At 72.4% G+C, this 17,522-nt stretch carries 13 protein-coding genes and 1 tRNA gene; 3 read left to right on the top strand and 11 right to left on the bottom strand.

The window, feature by feature from the left end; genetic code table 11:
* Positions 1–37 precede the first annotated feature (37 nt).
* The 3 genes from EUS26_RS00990 to EUS26_RS00980 form a co-directional block, all read right to left on the bottom strand.
* A tRNA-Lys gene (locus EUS26_RS00990) sits at positions 38–110 on the bottom strand.
* Positions 111–199: 89 nt separating this feature from the next.
* Positions 200–805, bottom strand: a complete 606-nt coding sequence (locus EUS26_RS00985; protein WP_130011308.1) for a hypothetical protein — start codon at positions 803–805, stop codon at positions 200–202.
* Between the two features lie 24 nt (positions 806–829).
* Positions 830–2,053, bottom strand: coding sequence for an endonuclease/exonuclease/phosphatase family protein (locus tag EUS26_RS00980; protein ID WP_130011307.1), 1,224 nt, complete (start codon positions 2,051–2,053; stop codon positions 830–832).
* 70 nt (positions 2,054–2,123) lie between these two features.
* On the opposite strand from EUS26_RS00980, the gene EUS26_RS00975 reads away from it, so the two are divergent.
* Together EUS26_RS00975 and EUS26_RS00970 are read left to right on the top strand one after the other, a co-directional pair.
* Positions 2,124–3,605 (top strand): purine-cytosine permease family protein, encoded by a 1,482-nt coding sequence (locus EUS26_RS00975; protein WP_130011306.1) that lies wholly within the window; start codon positions 2,124–2,126, stop codon positions 3,603–3,605.
* Positions 3,602–4,129, top strand: coding sequence for a cysteine hydrolase family protein (locus EUS26_RS00970; protein WP_130011305.1), 528 nt, complete (start codon positions 3,602–3,604; stop codon positions 4,127–4,129). Before EUS26_RS00975 ends, EUS26_RS00970 begins: the two co-directional genes overlap by 4 nt.
* On the opposite strand, the gene EUS26_RS00965 is transcribed toward EUS26_RS00970, so the two are convergent.
* Positions 4,113–4,733, bottom strand: a complete 621-nt coding sequence (locus EUS26_RS00965; protein ID WP_130011304.1) for a hypothetical protein — start codon at positions 4,731–4,733, stop codon at positions 4,113–4,115. The genes EUS26_RS00970 and EUS26_RS00965 overlap by 17 nt on opposite strands.
* A gap of 51 nt (positions 4,734–4,784) precedes the next feature.
* On the bottom strand, positions 4,785–5,222 hold the full coding sequence (locus tag EUS26_RS00960) for a pilus assembly protein CpaE (RefSeq protein WP_130011303.1): 438 nt from the start codon (positions 5,220–5,222) through the stop codon (positions 4,785–4,787).
* Positions 5,223–5,301: 79 nt separating this feature from the next.
* Here EUS26_RS00960 and EUS26_RS00955 point away from each other — a divergent pair, with 79 nt between their 5' ends.
* Positions 5,302–7,926 carry a DEAD/DEAH box helicase gene (locus EUS26_RS00955; protein ID WP_130011302.1) on the top strand — a complete coding sequence of 875 codons (2,625 nt, stop codon included), beginning with the start codon at positions 5,302–5,304 and terminating at the stop codon, positions 7,924–7,926.
* On the opposite strand, the gene EUS26_RS00950 is transcribed toward EUS26_RS00955, so the two are convergent.
* The 6 genes from EUS26_RS00950 to metH form a co-directional block, all read right to left on the bottom strand.
* Positions 7,913–9,376 (bottom strand): hypothetical protein, encoded by a 1,464-nt coding sequence (locus EUS26_RS00950; RefSeq protein ID WP_130011301.1) that lies wholly within the window; start codon positions 9,374–9,376, stop codon positions 7,913–7,915. The genes EUS26_RS00955 and EUS26_RS00950 overlap by 14 nt on opposite strands.
* Positions 9,377–9,420: 44 nt before the next feature.
* Complete coding sequence (locus tag EUS26_RS00945) at positions 9,421–10,200, bottom strand: methylenetetrahydrofolate reductase (RefSeq protein ID WP_130011300.1); 780 nt, start codon at positions 10,198–10,200, stop codon at positions 9,421–9,423.
* Between the two features lie 103 nt (positions 10,201–10,303).
* Positions 10,304–11,245 (bottom strand): glycine betaine ABC transporter substrate-binding protein, encoded by a 942-nt coding sequence (locus EUS26_RS00940; RefSeq protein ID WP_130011299.1) that lies wholly within the window; start codon positions 11,243–11,245, stop codon positions 10,304–10,306.
* A gap of 74 nt (positions 11,246–11,319) precedes the next feature.
* Entirely contained in the window at positions 11,320–12,303 is a 984-nt protein-coding gene (locus EUS26_RS00935) for an ABC transporter permease (RefSeq protein ID WP_130011298.1), read from the bottom strand.
* On the bottom strand, positions 12,300–13,541 hold the full coding sequence (locus tag EUS26_RS00930; RefSeq protein ID WP_130011297.1) for a quaternary amine ABC transporter ATP-binding protein: 1,242 nt from the start codon (positions 13,539–13,541) through the stop codon (positions 12,300–12,302). The genes EUS26_RS00935 and EUS26_RS00930 overlap by 4 nt, the downstream gene beginning before the upstream one ends.
* Positions 13,542–13,724: 183 nt before the next feature.
* Positions 13,725–17,441, bottom strand: a complete 3,717-nt coding sequence (metH, locus tag EUS26_RS00925; RefSeq protein ID WP_130011296.1) for a methionine synthase — start codon at positions 17,439–17,441, stop codon at positions 13,725–13,727.
* Between the last annotated feature and the right edge of the window lie 81 nt (positions 17,442–17,522).

Raw genomic sequence — 17,522 nt, 5'->3', positions numbered from 1 at the left:
GCCGGCCCGTCCGAGGGACGGGCAGCACACGCGCGAGTGGGCCCCGTGGGGCTCGAACCCACAACCTACGGATTAAAAGTCCGCAGCTCTGCCAATTGAGCTAGAGGCCCAGGAGCCGTGGACCGACGTCCGGCGGCTCCGGCGCTCCAGGCTAGCCGTCGACGCACGGCGACGGGAGCGCGGTCGCTCCTCCGTCGGCTCAGAGGAGCTTGCGCCACCACTTCGGCTCGGGCTCGCCCGGGTCGAGGGTGAGGATGCGCACGCTGCTGAAGGCGCCGTGGTGCGCGATGGTGAGCCGCCACCGTCCGGGGTCGGAGATGCCTTCGTAGTCGCCCTTGAGCTCGCTGAAGAGCGCGCTGCCGCCCTGGACGTCGACGCCGACACCGCGCGGCACGATCACCTTGCAGCTGGAGAAGACGTCGTTCAGCCGCAGCTCCACCACGGGGGTCGTGACGACTGCCTCCCGCAGGTCCAGCACGGTCTCGGAGAACCCGCCGGACACGGTGAGCACCGCAGGCACCTGCCACCGGCCGGTCCGCTGGGTGGAGCTGAAGAAGGTCGTGATGCGGGCAGGGGCCGGGGTGGGGAGATCGGTCCCCTGCGACTGCAGGCCGCCGGCCTGCTCGCCGCTGCGGTCCGGGCGCCAGTCGGGCGAGTCCTGGGCGGCCGGACCGCCGATGATCGTCATCGGCGGGTCGACGTCCTCGCGGGGCCCGGGAGCGGGCGGTCCGGGCAGCGGTGGCACCGGGTCGTCACCGGTGCGGTGGGGCTGCCTGGCTCCGTGCGGCTGTGCTCCGTCCGTCATGTCTCCACCGTATCCGGGGCCGGGTCACCGTCGGTGCGGCAGCCGGACGTCGGTCCAGACGAGGCGGTGGTCGCTCGTGGGGAACGGGAAGGTTCCGACGAGGTCGAAGAGCGGGTCGTCGCTGGTCGGCCAGAAGACCCCGGCGTCCCGCACCGGCAGGGAGCGGCTGGGCAGGACGTAGTCCACCCGCAGGTTGCCCGGCTCGGGGTTGTCGTTGAAGTCCGCGGTGTCGTGGGCCGGGTCACCCACGTGCGACTCGTTGGCCCCGCCCTGCACCTCGGCGGCCTCGACGGCGCCCTCGCTGTCGGGGACGACCTGGGTGCTGACGCGGGGGTGGTCGAGCAGCTGGTTGATCGCGCCGTCCCGGGAGTCGCCGTCGTGGGGGTCGGCGTTGTAGTCGCCCGCGATGACGAAGCGCTCACCGGGTGCGAGCCCGCCGGTCCGACCGCGGTCGTCGTAGATGTAGCGCGAGTGCTGCGGCCCGGCCACGTAGTCGGCCCAGAACCGGATCTCGTCGTGGTTGCGCCGCCCGTTGCGGTCCTCCGGGCCGTCGAAGGTGGGAGGCGTGGGGTGCGCGGCGAGCAGGTGCACCGTCTGCCGACCGACCACGATCGGCACGTCCCAGTGCGACTTGCTCGACAGCCGCAGGGCCTCACGCTCCTGCGCGTCGTAGAAGCCGGTCGGGATCAGGTTGCCCGGCATGTCGGCCCACCGGAAGCGCTGGAAGGTGCGGACGGCCTCGGTGTCGATGGGGAAGCGCGAGTAGACGACCATGCCGTACTGGCCGGGGAAGAAGCCGAAGCCGTAGGCGTCGTCCGGCCCGCCGACCTGGCCGTCGTCGTTGAGGTCGAGCCCGCTGGGGACGCCGGTGTTGGACGGGGCGATGTAGGCGTAGGGGTAGTCGACGGGCTCCGCGCCGTCCTGCCCGACCTCGAGGTAGTTGTCGCGGAAGAGGTCGACGTGGTCCGGTGCGTAGTCGAACTCGTTGATCAGCACCACGTCGGGCGCGGCCCGCTGGATCGTCTCGGCCACGTTGCGGGCCTGCTGGTCCTCACCGGTGGAGAGGTCGGCGGTGAGCTCGCCCTCGGCCGCGCGGTTGAGCGAGGCGTTGAAGGTGGCGAAGCGGACGTCCAGCTCCACCGGCCGGTCCCGGTCGTGCGGGGGAGCGGCCACGGCGGGCGCGGCCAGCGTGCCGCCGACCAGGGCAGCCGCCGCCAGGACGGGGATGTATGTCGCACGCTTCGTCATACCCTCCACGGTAGGGGGTGGCACCGACAGACCGCCAGCCGGCGGCCGTGCCCTGTGGGACAGTGGGCCCATGACGCAGACCCCTCCGGCAGCGGCGCCGCGGCTCAGCGAGACCGAACGGCGCCTGGTCGAGACCAACGGCATCGAGATCATCGCCGAGGCCGAGCGGACGGCCCGCCCGCACGACCTCTTCTGGCCGTGGTTCGCCGCGAACGTCTCGGTCTTCGGGATCAGCTACGCGAGCTACGTCTTCGGCTTCGGCATCAACTTCACCCAGGCTCTGCTCGTCACCCTCCTGGGCGTCGTCGCCTCGTTCCTGGCCTGCGGCATCATCGCCATCGCCGGCAAGCGCGGCTCGGCGCCCACCATGGTGCTGTCCCGCGCCGCCTTCGGGGTCCAGGGGCAGAAGGTGCCCGGCGTCTTCTCCTGGCTCATCTCCATGGGCTGGGAGACCTTCCTCGCCATCATGGCCGTGCTGGCCACCGCCACCGTCTTCACCCAGCTCGGCTGGGGCGGCGGCACCACCACCTCGGTGCTGGCGTGCGCGGTCATCGCCGCGCTCATCGTCGGTGCCTCGGTCGCCGGCTACCACACGATCATCCGGCTCCAGTCGGTCCTCACCTGGGTCACCGGCGCGGCCACGGTCGCCTACATCCTCATGACCCTGGACCGCATCGACCTCGCCGCCGTGACCTCGCGCGAGGCGGGCCCGACCGAGGCGGTCATCGGCGCCCTGGTCATGCTCATGACCGGGTTCGGCCTGGGGTGGATCAACATCGCCGCGGACTGGTCGCGCTACCAGCGCCGGGACGCGAGCGGGGCGGCGATCGTCCTGTGGAACACCCTCGGGGGCGCCCTCGCGCCGACGCTGCTGGTCCTCTACGGGCTGCTGCTCATCGGCTCGCAGCCCGAGCTGGAGGAGGGCATCGTCAACGACCCCATCGGCACCCTGGCGACGATCCTGCCGATCTGGTTCCTCGTCCCGTTCCTGCTGGCCGCCGTCCTCGCCCTCGTCAGCGGCGCGGTCCTCGGGATCTACTCCTCGGGCCTGACCCTGCTCTCCCTGGGGGTCGACATCCCCCGGCCGGCGGCCGCGCTCATCGACGGCACCATCCTTACCCTGGGCACCATCTGGGTCGTCTTCTTCGCGCAGAGCTTCCTCGCCCCCTTCCAGAGCTTCCTCATCACCCTGGGGGTGCCCATCGCCGCGTGGGCGGGCATCCTCATGGCCGACGTGGCGCTGCGGCGCAAGGACTACGACGAGCAGGCGCTGTTCGACCCGCGGGGCCGCTACGGCGACTGGAACTGGACCGCCGTCGGCATCATGGTGCTCGCCGCCGTCGTCGGCTGGGGGCTGGTCATCAACACCTTCGCCGACGCCGCCGCCTGGAACAACTGGCAGGGCTACCTCCTCGGCCCGCTCGGGCTCGGCGGCAAGGAGGGCACCTGGGCGTGGGCCAATTTGGGCGTGCTGGTCGCCCTCGCCATCGGCTTCGTCGGATGGCTGGTGCTCGGCCGCGGCATCGTCCGCCGGCAGGAGGAGGGGGTATGACGCCGGAGTCCTGGTTGGTCGTCGTCGACGCCCAGCGGATCTTCGCCGACCCGGCCTCCGAGTGGTGCGCGCCACGGTTCGCCCAGACCCTGGGGCCGATCCGGGCGCTGGTCGAGGAGCACGGCGGTCGCGTCGTCCAGACCCGCTGGGTGCCGCCGCACGTGAAGCACGGATCGTGGGTGGCCTACCTGGACCGCTTCCCCTTCGCCGACCGCGAGCAGCACGACCCGATCTTCGACCTCGTGGACGAGATCGCCGACCTGAGGCTGCCGCACACCGTCAGCGAGCCGACCTTCGGCAAGTGGGGCGAGCGGCTGCGCGACGTCGTCGGTGCGGACGCCCACCTGGTGCTGGCCGGGGTCGCCACCGACTGCTGCGTCCTCTCCACCGCGCTGGCGGCGGCGGACGCCGGCTGCACGGTCGAGATCGCGGCGGCCGCCTGCGCGGGCTCCAGCGACGAGGCGCACGAGCGGGCGCTCGCGGCCATGGAGCTCTACGCCCCGCAGGTCACCATCGTGCGCTGAGCGAGGACGCCGCCGGGAGCTGCCGGTGCAGGACCAAGGCGCGCAGCGCCGACGCCGCACCGACGAGACCGAGCACGAGCAGCGCAGGTGTCCGCAGGTCCGGGACGTCCTGGAGGGGGATCCCCCGGCTGAGCCGGACGACCTGCCAGGCGGTCACCAGACCGGCCAGCGTGAGGAGGGCGCGCACCCCGGTGGCCACGGTCAGCCAGACCCATCGCAGCGGCCCCAGCAGCCAGCCGCGGCGCATCCTCACCGCCACCTGCCGGCGGACTGCCGCGACGGCCCAGGCGAGCAGCCACAGCGGCGTGAGCACGCCGACGGCGAGCAGTCCCGCAGCCCACCACCGCTCGGCCGCCGCGTCCACCCAGTCCCGCGGCACGGCCTCGTAGATCCCCTCGGACCAGAAGGGGTAGGCGGCCAGCACGTCGTCCAGCGCGACCACCGACGCCACGGCAAGCAGCGCCGGCAGCAGCCACAGCACGCCGCAGCCGGAGCGCTCGGAGCGCTCCCTGGCGGCCGCGTCCTCGGCCGCCTCCCGCTGCTGCCGCAGGTACTCGTAGTGAGCCCGGTCGGAGTGGAAGAACTCGGTCTCGTCGGGCGCCATGCCTCAGGCTAGAGGCGGCGGGTCGGCCACGTCCACGGTCTTGCCGGGGGGTCAGTGGCGGGTGCGCAGCACCGCCAGGGTCGCGAGCCCGTAGGCCTCCTCGGCGTCCCGGTGGGCGAAGGTCGTGGGTGACCCCTCCACCAGGGTCACGACGGCGTACTCGATGCCGCCGTGGTCGTCGGTGGCGCCGTCGTCGCCGCGGCGCAGCCCCAGCCCGACGAAGTCGTGGCCGAGCACCGCGCGCAGCTGGTCCTCCCGGGGCAGCCAGGTCGTGTCGTCCAGCGCCACCGAGTCCAGGGCCCACTCCGCGACGCCGTTGAAGCCGATGACCGAGCCCCCGACGAACTCGTGGACCTCGACCGTCATGTCGGCCAGGTAGAAGACGTCGTGCGTCATCCCGGAGCGGTCCACCACGAAGCGGTCCCCGGCGAGGGGGGACCAGATGAGGCCGGCATCGTGCAGCTGACGGGCGAGGTCGACGCTGAGCATCTGCCCATCGTGCCCGACGCCACCGGGGCGACGCGCGGCGAGGCGGGCCGGGGACGCCCCATCACCGACAATGGAGGGGATGTCCTCCGACCAGACCCTGACCGACCGTCTCCCGTCCTCGGGAGCCGGTGCCGGCGCGCCCGACGCCGACACCCTCTTCGACACCTTCACCGGCTGGGCGGCCGACCGCGGCACCGCGCTCTACACCCACCAGGAGGAGGCCCTGCTGCACCTGCTCGAGGGGAGCAACGTCGTCCTGGCCACGCCGACCGGCAGCGGCAAGTCGCTCGTGGCGACGGCGGCCTGCTTCCTGGCGCTGGCCCGCGACGAGGTGGCCTTCCTCACCGCGCCGATCAAGGCCCTGGTCAGCGAGAAGTTCTTCGACGCGTGCCGGACCTTCGGCGCGGAGAACGTCGGCATGCTCACCGGTGACGCGGCCGTCAACGCGGACGCCCCGATCGTCGTGTGCACGGCCGAGGTGCTGGCCAACATCGCGCTGCGGGAGGGCGAGGGCGCGGACATCGGGGTCGTCGTCATGGACGAGTTCCACTACTACGGCGACGGCCAGCGCGGTTGGGCCTGGCAGGTGCCGCTGCTGACGCTGCCCCAGGCGCAGTTCGTGCTGATGTCAGCCACCCTCGGCGACACCACGCGCTTCAGCGACGACCTCACCCACCGGACCGGGCGGCCTACCGCGCTCGTCGCGGGCGCCGAGCGGCCGGTGCCGTTGCACTTCGCCGAGTCGCTCGCCATGACGCCGCTGCCCGACACCATCACCGAGCTGCTGGAGGAGCGCCAGGCGCCGATCTACGTCGTCCACTTCACCCAGAAGGAGGCGCTGGAGCGCGCGCAGTCGCTGCTGTCGGTGCCCCAGCTCGTCGACGCCGCCGAGAAGGAGGCGATCCGGACCCGGATCGGGGCCTTCCGTTTCACCGCGGGCTTCGGCCGGACCCTGTCCCAGCTGGTCCGGCACGGCATCGGGGTGCACCACGCCGGCATGCTGCCGAGGTACCGCCGCCTGGTCGAGCAGCTCGCCCAGGACGGCCTGCTCAAGGTCATCTGCGGCACCGACACCCTCGGGGTGGGCATCAACGTGCCCATCCGCACCGTCCTGTTCACCGGGCTCGCCAAGTTCGACGGCTCCCGGCAGCGCGTCCTGCGCGCGCGGGAGTTCCACCAGATCGCCGGACGGGCCGGGCGCGCCGGCTTCGACACCTCCGGGTATGTCGTGGTGCAGGCCCCCGAGCACGCGATCGAGAACGCCCGCGCCCTGGCCAAGGCCGGGGACGACCCGAAGAAGCAGAGGAAGGTGCAGCGCAAGAAGCCGCCGGAGGGCTTCGTCTCCTGGAGCGAGCAGACCTACGCCAAGCTGGTCGGCGCCGAGCCGGAGTCCCTGCAGTCGAAGATGAAGGTCGACCACGCGGTCATCCTCAACACCGTCGCCCGCCGGGGTGACCCGGTCGCTCACCTGTCGCGGCTCCTGCGCGACAACCACGAGACGCCCGCCGCCCAGAACCGGCTGGCCCGCCAGGCGGTGAGCCTGGGGCGGTCGCTGCTCGACACCGAGGTGCTGGTGCGCCTGGACCCGCCGGGCGACGGTGGCCGCAGCATCGACCTGGGGCCGGGCGTCGCCGAGAACTTCGCCCTCAACCAGCCGTTGGCCCCGTTCGCGCTCGCCGCGCTGGACCTCTTCGACCCGGACGCGCCCACCTACCCGCTCGACGTGGTCTCGGTCGTCGAGGCCGTCCTCGACGACCCGATGCCGGTGCTCCTCGCGCAGCGCTACCGCGCCCGCGGCGAGGCGGTCGCGCAGATGAAGGCCGACGGGCTGGAGTACGACGAGCGCATGGCCCGGCTCGAGGAGGTCACCTGGCCGCAGCCGCTGGCCGAGCTGCTGCAGGTGACCCTGGCGACCTACCGCCAGTCGAACCCGTGGGTGCGCGAGGACGCCCTCTCGCCCAAGGCCGTGGTCCGAGACATGTGGGAGCGGGCGATGAGCTTCACCGAGTTCGTCGGCTACTACCAGCTCGCCCGCTCCGAGGGCGTGGTCCTGCGCTACCTCACCGACGCCTACCGCACCCTGCGCCAGACGGTCCCCGAGTCGGCCTACACCGAGCAGCTGCACGACCTGGTGCACTGGCTGGGCGAGACGATCCGGCAGACCGACTCCTCGCTGCTGGAGGAGTGGGAGGCGCTCACCGACCCGGACCGCGTCGCGGAGGTCGCCCGCCAGGCGGCCACCGGGGCGCCGCCGCCACCGGCCCGCCCGATCACCGGCAACGAGCGCGCGTTCCGGGTCATGGTCCGCAACGCGATGTGGCGTCGGGTGGAGCTCGTCGCCGACGACGCCTGGGAGGCCCTGGGCGACCTCGAGGCCCAGGTCGCGGCCCTGCCCGAGCCGGCCGTCGAGCCCCTCATGTCGCGGCAGGACTGGGACGACGCGGTGGGGGCGTTCTACGACGACCACGACCAGGTGGTCCTCGACGCGGACGCGCGCGGCCCCCAGCACCTGCGGGTCGAGCCGGTGCCCCCGGCGCAGGCGCGGATCGGCGACGGCACGGCCCAGCGGGTGTGGCGGGTGAGCCAGACGGTCACCGACCCCGACGGGGACCTCGACTGGGTGGTCGAGGCCGAGTGCGACCTCGACGCCAGCGACGGCGTCGGGGAGCCGGTGCTGCTGGCGACGGCCTTCAGCCGCCTCTGACGACCTGCTCCTGCTGCGCCTCCAGCCCCAGGACGGCCCGGATGAGCGGCACCGACTCCACCGTGGCGGGCCGGCTCCGGGCCGGGCCGTCCAGCCGGGCCCAGTACCGCAGGTGGTCGTGCAGCGGCAGCAGGCGGTGCCACCAGCGGTGGTGGCGCCCGGAGTGGTGCACCGCCACGTCCCGGATGCCGGTGCCCAGCACCTCGCGCAACGGCCCGCCGACCGGGTCGCCGAAGACGAGCCAGCGGGTGGGGAAGTAGAGGTTGGTCCACCGGGTCGGGCCGAAGGGCGCTCCGTGGTTGCCGACGAGCACCGACCGTTCGAGGTCGCCCTTGCGCAGCACCGCGGGGTAGAAGGACGCCGAGCGCTCGTCGGCGTCGGCCGAGGGTGCTAGCGAGGGCATCGGAGGGCACGTGGGCAGCTCGAGGTCGTCCTGGCGTCGCTGCAGCGAGGAGGCCCGGGTGTCGAGCAGCAGGCGGCCGTGCGCCAGCGGGGAGCCCAGGGTGACGAAGTCGGTGACGAGCCACGGCACGCCACGGTCGCGGCACTCCCGCCACAGCCGGCGCTGCACGTGCTGGAAGACCTCGACCTCCCCGGGGGCGAGGCCGAGCGGGTCGCTGTAGTCGTGCACGAGCCGCTCGGCCTCCGGCTGGGGGCCGGCGCGTTCGAAGGTGGGGTGCCTGGCCTCGTCCCAGAACAACCGCAGGATGTCGTAGCCGATGACCGACCCGAGGGAGTGGCCGACGACGGCGATCTCGTCGTAGACCCCCGAGGCGTGCAGGCGGCGCATGAGCTCCAGGCCCTCGCTGCGGATCTCGGTCCGGGCCGCCACCCCGGCCGGGTCGGGAGTCAGGTAGCGCTCGGCGTCGGCGAGCCGGCGGGTGAGCAGCGGTCGGACCGCGGCCTGCACCGCCGCCAGGCCGGCGGCCACCCAGAACGGTGGCTCGGTCAGCCAGGCCCGCACCCCCTCGCGGGAGACCATGAGCACGGCGATGAGCGCCGCCGCGAGCACGGTGAGCATGAGCAGCAGGGTGAGCACGTTGAGGGCGGGAGCGGCCGGCCCGCCCGTCCAGCCCGACCGCCGATGCAGCAGCCGGACCAGCCAGGCCACGACCTGGGGCCCGCTCGCCGACGGGGCGTGGTGCGCCCAGTAGAGCTCGTAGAGGTCGGTCGGCGCGCGCCGGGTGGCCTGGCCGTAGAGGGACATGCGGCGCAGCTCGAGGTTGTCGCTGACGCGGTCCGGCTTGCTCCAGGCCTCGCGACCGAGGCCCAGGCCGTCGAGGAACCCGCGCAGGGTGCCGGTCGGCTCCTGCTCGCCGATCCCGTGGATGAGGACGACCGCGCGGCGGACCCGTCCGTCGCCCTCCCCGGCGACCGGCCTGGCCGGGTCGCCGAGCCGGACGTCCGCAGCACGGAGGTCACCGGAGCGCGTCCCCCACCTCGTCGTCATGGCAGCACGATGGCAGCGAGGTGCGACATACCCGCCTGTCGCGCTCAGGCCTCGTCGAGGACACCGCCGAGGTAGTCCAGCAGGGGGGCGCGCACCGGCATGAGGTAGGCGTGGTGCCCGCGGCCGCGGGCGAAGTCGACCACGCGGCGGGCGAAGTCGCGCTGCCACCCGATCGAGGTGTCGAAGCCCCGGGGGAAGACGACCCGGTTGCGGCGGCGCCAGTAGCCCATCGCCCCGTCCGTCGTCACCGAGGTCGCCCCCCACCACACGGGCAGGTCGGAGGGGAGCACCGAGGCCCAGGCCTCCATGAGGTGCACGTCGAAGAACGGCTGGGTGAAGATGCCGCTCGCACCGGCCGCGAGCTTGCGGTCCAGGTAGCGCATCTCCGTCGTCATCGCCTGCCGGTACGGGTCCAGCCCGGCGTAGATGGTCACGTCGGGCAGCTCGGCCCGCATGCGCCGGATGACGTCGACCGCGTCCACCGGGTAGGTCGAGGAGTGGAAGTAGTCCGCGTCGTCGCCCGACACCACGAGCAGCTCGCCGGTGCGCCGCGCCTCCTGCGCCATGGGCAGCGGCACGTCCGGGTCGACGTCGGCGGCCCGGATGTGCGGGATCGTCCGGTATGCCGTTCCGTCGCCCCGGGTGGTCGACTCCCGGGCGACCTGGGTGGCCGCCCAGCTGCGCAGGTCGAACTTGACCAGGTCGGGGATGTTGACCGTGTCCACGGTCGTGAGGTGCTCGCGCACCTGCTGCATCTCGCCGCGGACGGACTCGGCGCTGCGGGGGACGAGCTCGACGGAGATGCGGGTCGGACCGGGGGACATGGTGGTCCAGTCTTCCAAGCGGTCGCGCGGGTCGGGAAATCGCCGCGCACGCCGACGGCCCTGCGGCGTGCTGCCGCAGGGCCGTCGGATCGTGCGGTGGGGCTCAGCCCTCCTCGGTGACGATCGTGTCGAAGGCGTCGGGGTACTCCTCCAGGAAGGCGTCGACCGCCTCCTCGTACTGGCCCTCGCCGTACTCGTTGACGACCATGTCCTCCAGCGCGCCGTACTCCTCGTCGTCCAGCTGGATGCCGGCGATGAGCTCGGCGGCCTCCGGGAACTCCTCGGAGAAGCCCTCCGTGCCGAGGAAGTGCAGCGCCTCGGCCTCGCCGAGCGCGCCCTCCGGGTCCTCGAGGGTCTTGACGTCGAAGGCGCTGTTGGCCCAGAACGGCTGCCAGAGCGTCACGACGATGTCCTCCTCGTCGTTGATGGCGCTCTCCAGCTCGGTGAGCATGGCGGAGGTGGAGGAGGTGACGAGCTCGTAGTCGCCCTCCAGCTCGTACTCCGGCATCACCGAGTCCTGGGTGGCGGCGGTCAGGCCGGCGCCCGGCTCGATCCCGATGATCTGCCCGTTGAACATGTCCGCGTTGCCGGTGAGCTCGGCGATCGAGTCGATCTCGGTGTAGCTCGGCACGGCGAAGGTGAGCTTCGCGTTGTCGTAGTAGGCGCCGAGGTCCTCGATCTGGTCGCCGTACTCCTCCATGTACTGCGCGTGGGTGACCTCGGGCCACGCGGAGGGGTACATGTCGACGTCGCCCTCGGCCAGCCCGGTGTAGAGCAGGGCGGCCTCGGTGAGCTCCTCCATCTCGACCTCGTAGCCGAGCTTGGTGAGCTGGTCCTCCAGGAGGTAGGCGGTGGACAGCCCGTCCGTCCAGGACGGGATGAAGCCCATCGTGATCGTGCCCTCGGCGCCGCCGGCGGCCGCCTCTCCGGAGTCACCCTCGGACTCGCCGCCACCGGAGTCACCGCCGCCACAGGCGGCGAGGGTGAGGGTGGTGGCCAGGGCGGCCCCGGCGAGGGTCATCGTGCGGTTGCGTCGCAGTGTCATCTGTCTGGTTCCCTTCTTCGATGGTGACCGCCACGGGACGGTCCGTTCAGGTGGTGGTGGGGTGGTGCGCCGGCTCAGCTGCCGACCTGGGCGAGTCCGCGGCCCTGGTCGGCGCCGCCCTCGACCCGCTCGTCGGCCTCGTCCTGCGCCGCGTCACTGCCCCCGCCGCCGGCGGCCCGGCGGCGGCGCAGCATGCTCAGCCCCGAGTGGGGGTAGTCGCCGGGACGGCCCAGCGCAGCGGTGACCCGGTCGAGGTAGATGGCGATGATGACGACGGACAGGCCGGCCTCGATGCCCTGCGGTCCGTCGAGGGTCGAGATGGAGGCCACGACCTCCTTGCCGAGCCCGTCGGCCCCGGCGATGCCGGCGATGACCGCCATGGACAGCGACAGCATGATGACCTGGTTGACGCCGGCCATGATGGTCGGCGTGGCCAGCGGGAGCTGGATGCCGCGCAGGATCTGGCCCGGTGTGGCTCCGAAGGCCTGGCCGGCCTCGACGGTCTCCGAGTCCACCCCGCGGATGCCGAGCTCGGTGAGGCGCACGCCCGGGGGGAGCGCGAAGATGACCGTGGCGAAGATGCCGGGGACCACGCCGATGCCGAAGAAGACCACGGCCGGGATGAGGTAGACGAAGGCCGGCATGGTCTGCATGAAGTCCAGCACCGGCCGGACGACGGCGCTGACCCGCTCGTTGCGCGCCGCGAGGATGCCGATCGGGACGGCGACGAGGATGGCCACGAGGGTCGCGATGAGGACCAGGGCGAGGGTCTGCATCGCCGTCACCCACTGGTCCATCGCGATGATGAGCAGGAAGGTGATCACGGTGCCGACGGCCAGCTCCCACGAGCGCACCAGCAGCCCGACGAGGGCGAAGACCACGACCAGGACCAGGGCCGGCACGGTGACCAGGGCGTCGGTGAGGGTGCTGACCAGGAAGTCGAGGACGGTCGCCAGGAAGTCGAGCAGCCACTCGAAGTTGTCGTTGATCCAGTCCAGCGCGCTGTCCCCCCACTCGCCGACGGGGATGCGGGGGACGATCGAGTCGTTCTCGCTCATGCGGCACCTCCGGCCGGCTGCAGCTGGGCGTCCGTGGTCGTGGGCTGGTCGGTGTCGCTCGTCGACGTGGGGTCGCTGCGCAGGGCCGCGAGCAGCGTGACGCGGGGGATGACGCCCGCGACCTTGTCCTGCTCGTCCAGCACCACGAGGAGGGAGTGCTCGGTGGCGTGCCCGAAGAGGTCGACCAGGTGGTCGCCGGTCCGGACGACACCGACCTGCTCGGCCGGCACGACCCTCATCTCGCCCCCGTCGCGGACGGCGGTCGCGACGTCGCGCTCGTGGACGAGACCGGCGAGCGTGCGGTCGCGGCGGACCACGGGCAGGACGGTGGTCTGGTGCTCGCGCATGAGCTTGTGAGCGGTCTGCGGCCCCTGCTCGGTGCCGAGGACGGCGACCGGGGGCTCCATGACGTTGGCGGCCGTCAGCACCCGGGTGCGGTCGACGTCCTGGACGAACTCCGCGACGTAGTTGTTGACCGGGTTGTTGAGGATCTCCTCGGCGCTGCCCACCTGCTCGATCCGGCCGTCGCGCATCATCGCGATGCGGTCGCCCAGACGCATGGCCTCGTTGAGGTCGTGGGTGATGAAGAGGATCGTCTTGCCGAGCTCGTGCTGCAGCTCGATGAGCTGGTCCTGCATGTCCCGCCGGATGAGCGGGTCGAGGGCGCTGAACGCCTCGTCCATGAGCATGATGTCGGTGCCGGAGGCCAGCGCCCGGGCCAGCCCGACGCGCTGCCGCATCCCGCCGGACAGCTCCCCGGGCAGCGACCCGCCCCAGCCACCGAGGCCGACCATCTCCAGCGCCCGGTCGGCGCGCTTCTCGCGCTCCGCGCGGTTCGTGCCGCTGATCTCGAGGGCGTAGGCGGCGTTCTCGCCCACGGTGCGGTGCGGGAGCAGCGCGAAGTGCTGGAAGACCATGCTGACCTTCTCGCGACGCACGCGGCGCAGCTTCTCGCCGGTCAGCCGGGTGACGTCGTCCCCGTCGATGGAGACCGTGCCGCTGGTCGGCTCGAGGAGCCCGTTGACCATGCGGATGAGGGTGGACTTGCCCGATCCGGACAGGCCCATGACGACGAAGATCTCACCGTCCTTCACGTCGAAGGAGGCGTCGATGACGGCAGGGGTCAGACCCTGCTTGCGCAGGTCGGCGCGGGTCGCGCCGCTCTCCAAGGCGTCGACGCCGCGCTGGGGGCGGCGGCCGAAGACCTTGTAGAGCTTCTCGGCAGATATGGAGGCCACGGGGCTCCTGTGATCGGGGGCACACTAGTTCACCCGAAAGTAGCAACGTCGCGGACGTCACCGCAGGTCCAGAGCGGGTTCTGCGTCCCTTCGTGACACGAATGTTATGCAGGCAACGGTCGGGTCACGATGCGAGCGAGGCGGGAATGCGGTAGTGGACCGCCCGCGGGGCCGCGTCCACCGTCAGTGCAGCAGCGGCCCCAGCCACCGCTCGGCGGTCTCGACGTCCCAGCCCTTGCGCCGCGCGTAGTCCTGCACCTGGTCGGTGCCGATGCGTCCCACGGAGAAGTAGCGCGACTCCGGGTGTCCCACGACGAGCCCGGAGACCGCGCTGTTCGGGCTCATGGCGCCGTGCTCGGTGAGCGTCATCCCGGCCGCGGTCTGGGCGTCCAGCAGCGACCACAGGGTGAACTTCTCCGTGTGGTCGGGCTGGGCCGGGTAGCCGGGCGCCGGCCGGATGCCGTCGTAGCGCTCCTTGATGAGCTCCTCGACCGGCAGGTCCTCCTGCGCCGCGTAGCCCCACAGGTCGGTCCGCACCTCCCGGTGCACCCACTCCGCGAAGGCCTCCGCGAGCCGGTCGGCCAGCACCTGCACCATGATCGCGCCGTAGTCGTCGTGCTCCTCGTCGCGCAGCCGGGCGGCGAGGGTGTCGGCCCCGTGGATCGACACCGCGAACGCCCCCACGTGGTCGCCCTCCGCGGCGACGAAGTCGGCGAGCGCCGCATACCCGCCCTGCCGCCGCTCCTTCTGCTGCCGGAGGGTATGCAGCGTCACGGTCGAGCTCCCCGGCTCGCCTCCTCCCGTGTCCAGCACGATGTCGTCGCCGTCGGCGGAGCGCCGGGCGGGCCAGAGCCCGATGACGCCGCGGGGGGTGAACAGGCCCTCGTCGACGACCTGGCGCAGCCAGCGCTGACCGTCCTCCCAGGTCGCCCGTGCCTGCGCGCCGACCTTGGGGTCCTCCAGGATGCGCGGGTAGGAGCCGCGCAGCTCCCAGGCGGTGAAGAACGGCGTCCAGTCGACGATCTCGACGAGCTCGGCCAGCGTCGGCTCCACCACCCGGGTGCCGAGCAGCCGCGGGGTCACCGGCACCGGATCGGCCACCGCCCGGGTGCTGGCCCGCGCCTCCTCCAGCGGCACCAGACGCACGTCCTTGGCCCCGTGGCGCTCGCGCAGCTCGGCGTAGCTGCCGGCCACCCGGTCGCGCAGCTTCTCCTCGTGGTGGATGGCGTCCGCGACGACCCCGACCGCCCGGGAGGCGTCGACGACGTGCACGACGGTGCCCTCGTAGGCCGGGTCGATCTTCACCGCGGTGTGCGCGGGGGAGGTCGTGGCGCCCCCGATGAGCAGCGGGGTGGTGAGCCCGCGCCGCTGCATCTCCGTGGCCAGCGAGACCATCTCGTCCAGGCTGGGGGTGATGAGCCCGGAGACCCCGATGACCTCGGCGCCCAGCTCGTCGGCCGTGGCCAGGATCTTCTCCGCCGGGACCATGACCCCCAGGTCGGTGACCTCGTAGCCGTTGCACCCGAGCACCACGCCGACGATGTTCTTGCCGATGTCGTGCACGTCGCCCTTGACCGTGGCCATGACGACGCGGCCCTTGCTGTGCCCGCCGGTCTCGGCGGCCGCCGCCTCGAGGTAGGGGGTGAGGTGCGCGACCGCCTTCTTCATCACCCGGGCCGACTTCACCACCTGGGGGAGGAACATCTTGCCGGCGCCGAACAGGTCCCCGACGACGTCCATGCCGGCCATGAGCGGGCCCTCGATGACCGCCAGCGGCGACCCCAGCTCCTGGTAGGCCTCCTCGGCGTCCTCCACGGCATACGTGTCGATGCCCTGGACGAGGGCGTGCCGCAGCCGCTCGGCCACCGGCGCGTCCCGCCACGCCAGCTTGGCCGCCGCGGCGGCCGAGCGCTCACCCGGCGCGGCGCCCTCGCTGTCCGCCTTGATCCGCTCGGCCAGCTCGATGAGCCGTTCGGTGGCGTCCTCGCGCCGGGCGAGGACGACGTCCTCCACGGTGTCCCGCAGCTCGGGGTCGAGGTCGGCGTAGACCCCCAGCATCCCGGCGTTGACGATGCCCATGTCCAGCCCGGCCCCGATGGCGTGGAAGAGGAAGACCGAGTGCATCGCCTCGCGGACGACGTTGTTGCCGCGGAAGGAGAAGGAGACGTTGGAGACGCCGCCGGAGACCAGGGCGCCGGGCAGGTTCTCCTTGATCCACCGCGTCGCCTCGATGAAGTCCAGGGCGTAGCGGTCGTGCTCGCTCATCCCGGTGGCGACGGTGAGGATGTTGGGGTCGAAGATGACGTCGTGCGCAGGGAAGGGGTCGGGCAGGCCTGCGCTCGGCGTCGTCAGCAGGTCGTAGGCCCGGCGGCAGACCTCGATGCGGCGCTGGTAGGTGTCGGCCTGGCCGGTCTCGTCGAAGGCCATGACGACCACCGCCGCGCCGTAGCGGCGCACGACCGCCGCCCGGCGGAGGAACTCGGCCTCGCCGTCCTTGAGCGACAGGCTGTTGACGACGCCCTTGCCCTGGATGCAGCGCAGCCCGGCCTCGAGCACCTCCCAGCGGGAGGAGTCGATCATCACCGGCACCCGGGCGACGTCCGGCTCGCCGGCCAGCAGGTTGAGGAAGTGGGTCATCGTCTCCGGGCCGTCGAGCATGCCCTCGTCGACGTTGACGTCGACGATCTGGGCGCCGGCGTCGACCTGCTGGCGGGCGATCGCCACAGCGGCGTCCCAGTCGCCCTCGCGGACGGCCCTCGCGAACTTCGGGCTGCCGGTGAGGTTGGTGCGCTCGCCGACGTTGACGAAGTTGACGTCCGGGGTGAGGGTGAACGCCTCCAGCCCTGAGGTCCGCAGGTATGCCGTGGGCCCGGGCGCGCGCCGCGGCTCGACCCCCTCGACCGCCTCGGCGATGGCCCGGATGTGCTCGGGGGTGGTGCCGCAGCAGCCGCCGACGATGTTGACCAGCCCCTCGCGGGCCATGTCGCCGAGGACCTCGGCCATCTCCTCGGGGGTGTCGTCGTAGCCGCCGAAGGCGTTGGGCAGACCTGCGTTGGGGTGCACCGAGGTGAGGGCGCTGCTCGCACCGCCGAGCTCGCGCAGGTGCGGGCGCATCTCCTCGGCGCCCAGCGCGCAGTTGAGGCCGACCGAGGCCAGGTCGACGTGCTCGGTGGAGACCGCGAAGGCCTCCGGGGTCTGCCCCGACAGAGTGCGCCCGGAGGCGTCGGTGATGGTGCCGGAGAGCATGACCGGGACCCGGGCGTGGCCCGCAGCCTCCCGGGCGTCCAGCACGTCGCCGACCGCGTGCAGGGCGGCCTTGGCGTTGAGGGTGTCGAAGACGGTCTCCACCATGAGCACGTCCGCCCCGCCCTCGAGCAGCCCGGCGGCCTGCTCGGCGTAGGCCTCCCGCAGCTGGTCGTAGGTGATCGCCCGGAACTCCGGGCGCTCCACGTCGGGCGACAGGGACGCGGTCCGGTTGGTCGGCCCGAGCGTCCCGACGACCCAGCGCGGCCGGCCGGTCTCGGCCTCCACGGCGTCCGCGACCTCCCGGGCGACCCGGGCGGAGGCGACGTTCATGGGGCGCGCCAGGTGGCCGGCCTCGTAGTCGGCCTGGGCGATGGTGGTCGAGGTGAAGGTGTTGGTGGTCAGCAGGTCGGCGCCCGCCTCGAGGTATGACCGGTGCACGTCCGCCAGGACATCCGGCCGGGTCAGCGCCAGCAGGTCGAAGTTGCCCTTGAGGGTGACCTCGCGGAGCGGGGCCCAGGCCGGGTCGTCGGCCGGTCCGTGGAAGTCCTCCTCCTCCAGACCCCGCTGCTGCAGCAGCGTGCCGTAGCCGCCGTCCAGGACGAGGATGCGCTCCTGCGCCAGGGCACGCAGGTCTGGTCGGGGAGCGGGCAGCACGCTGAAGATTCTACGGTCGGACACCGCACCTCACCCATTCCGACCGGAGGGGCCAGCACTCGCCGGAGCGGGGGTGCGGGG

Origin of the sequence: Serinicoccus sediminis (assembly GCF_004153545.1) — a bacterium.
In the GTDB taxonomy this organism is placed as follows: domain Bacteria; phylum Actinomycetota; class Actinomycetes; order Actinomycetales; family Dermatophilaceae; genus Ornithinicoccus; species Ornithinicoccus sediminis_A.
The sequence above is the reverse complement of the archived record's forward strand: the minus strand, read 5'-3'. Positions and strand labels throughout refer to the sequence as shown.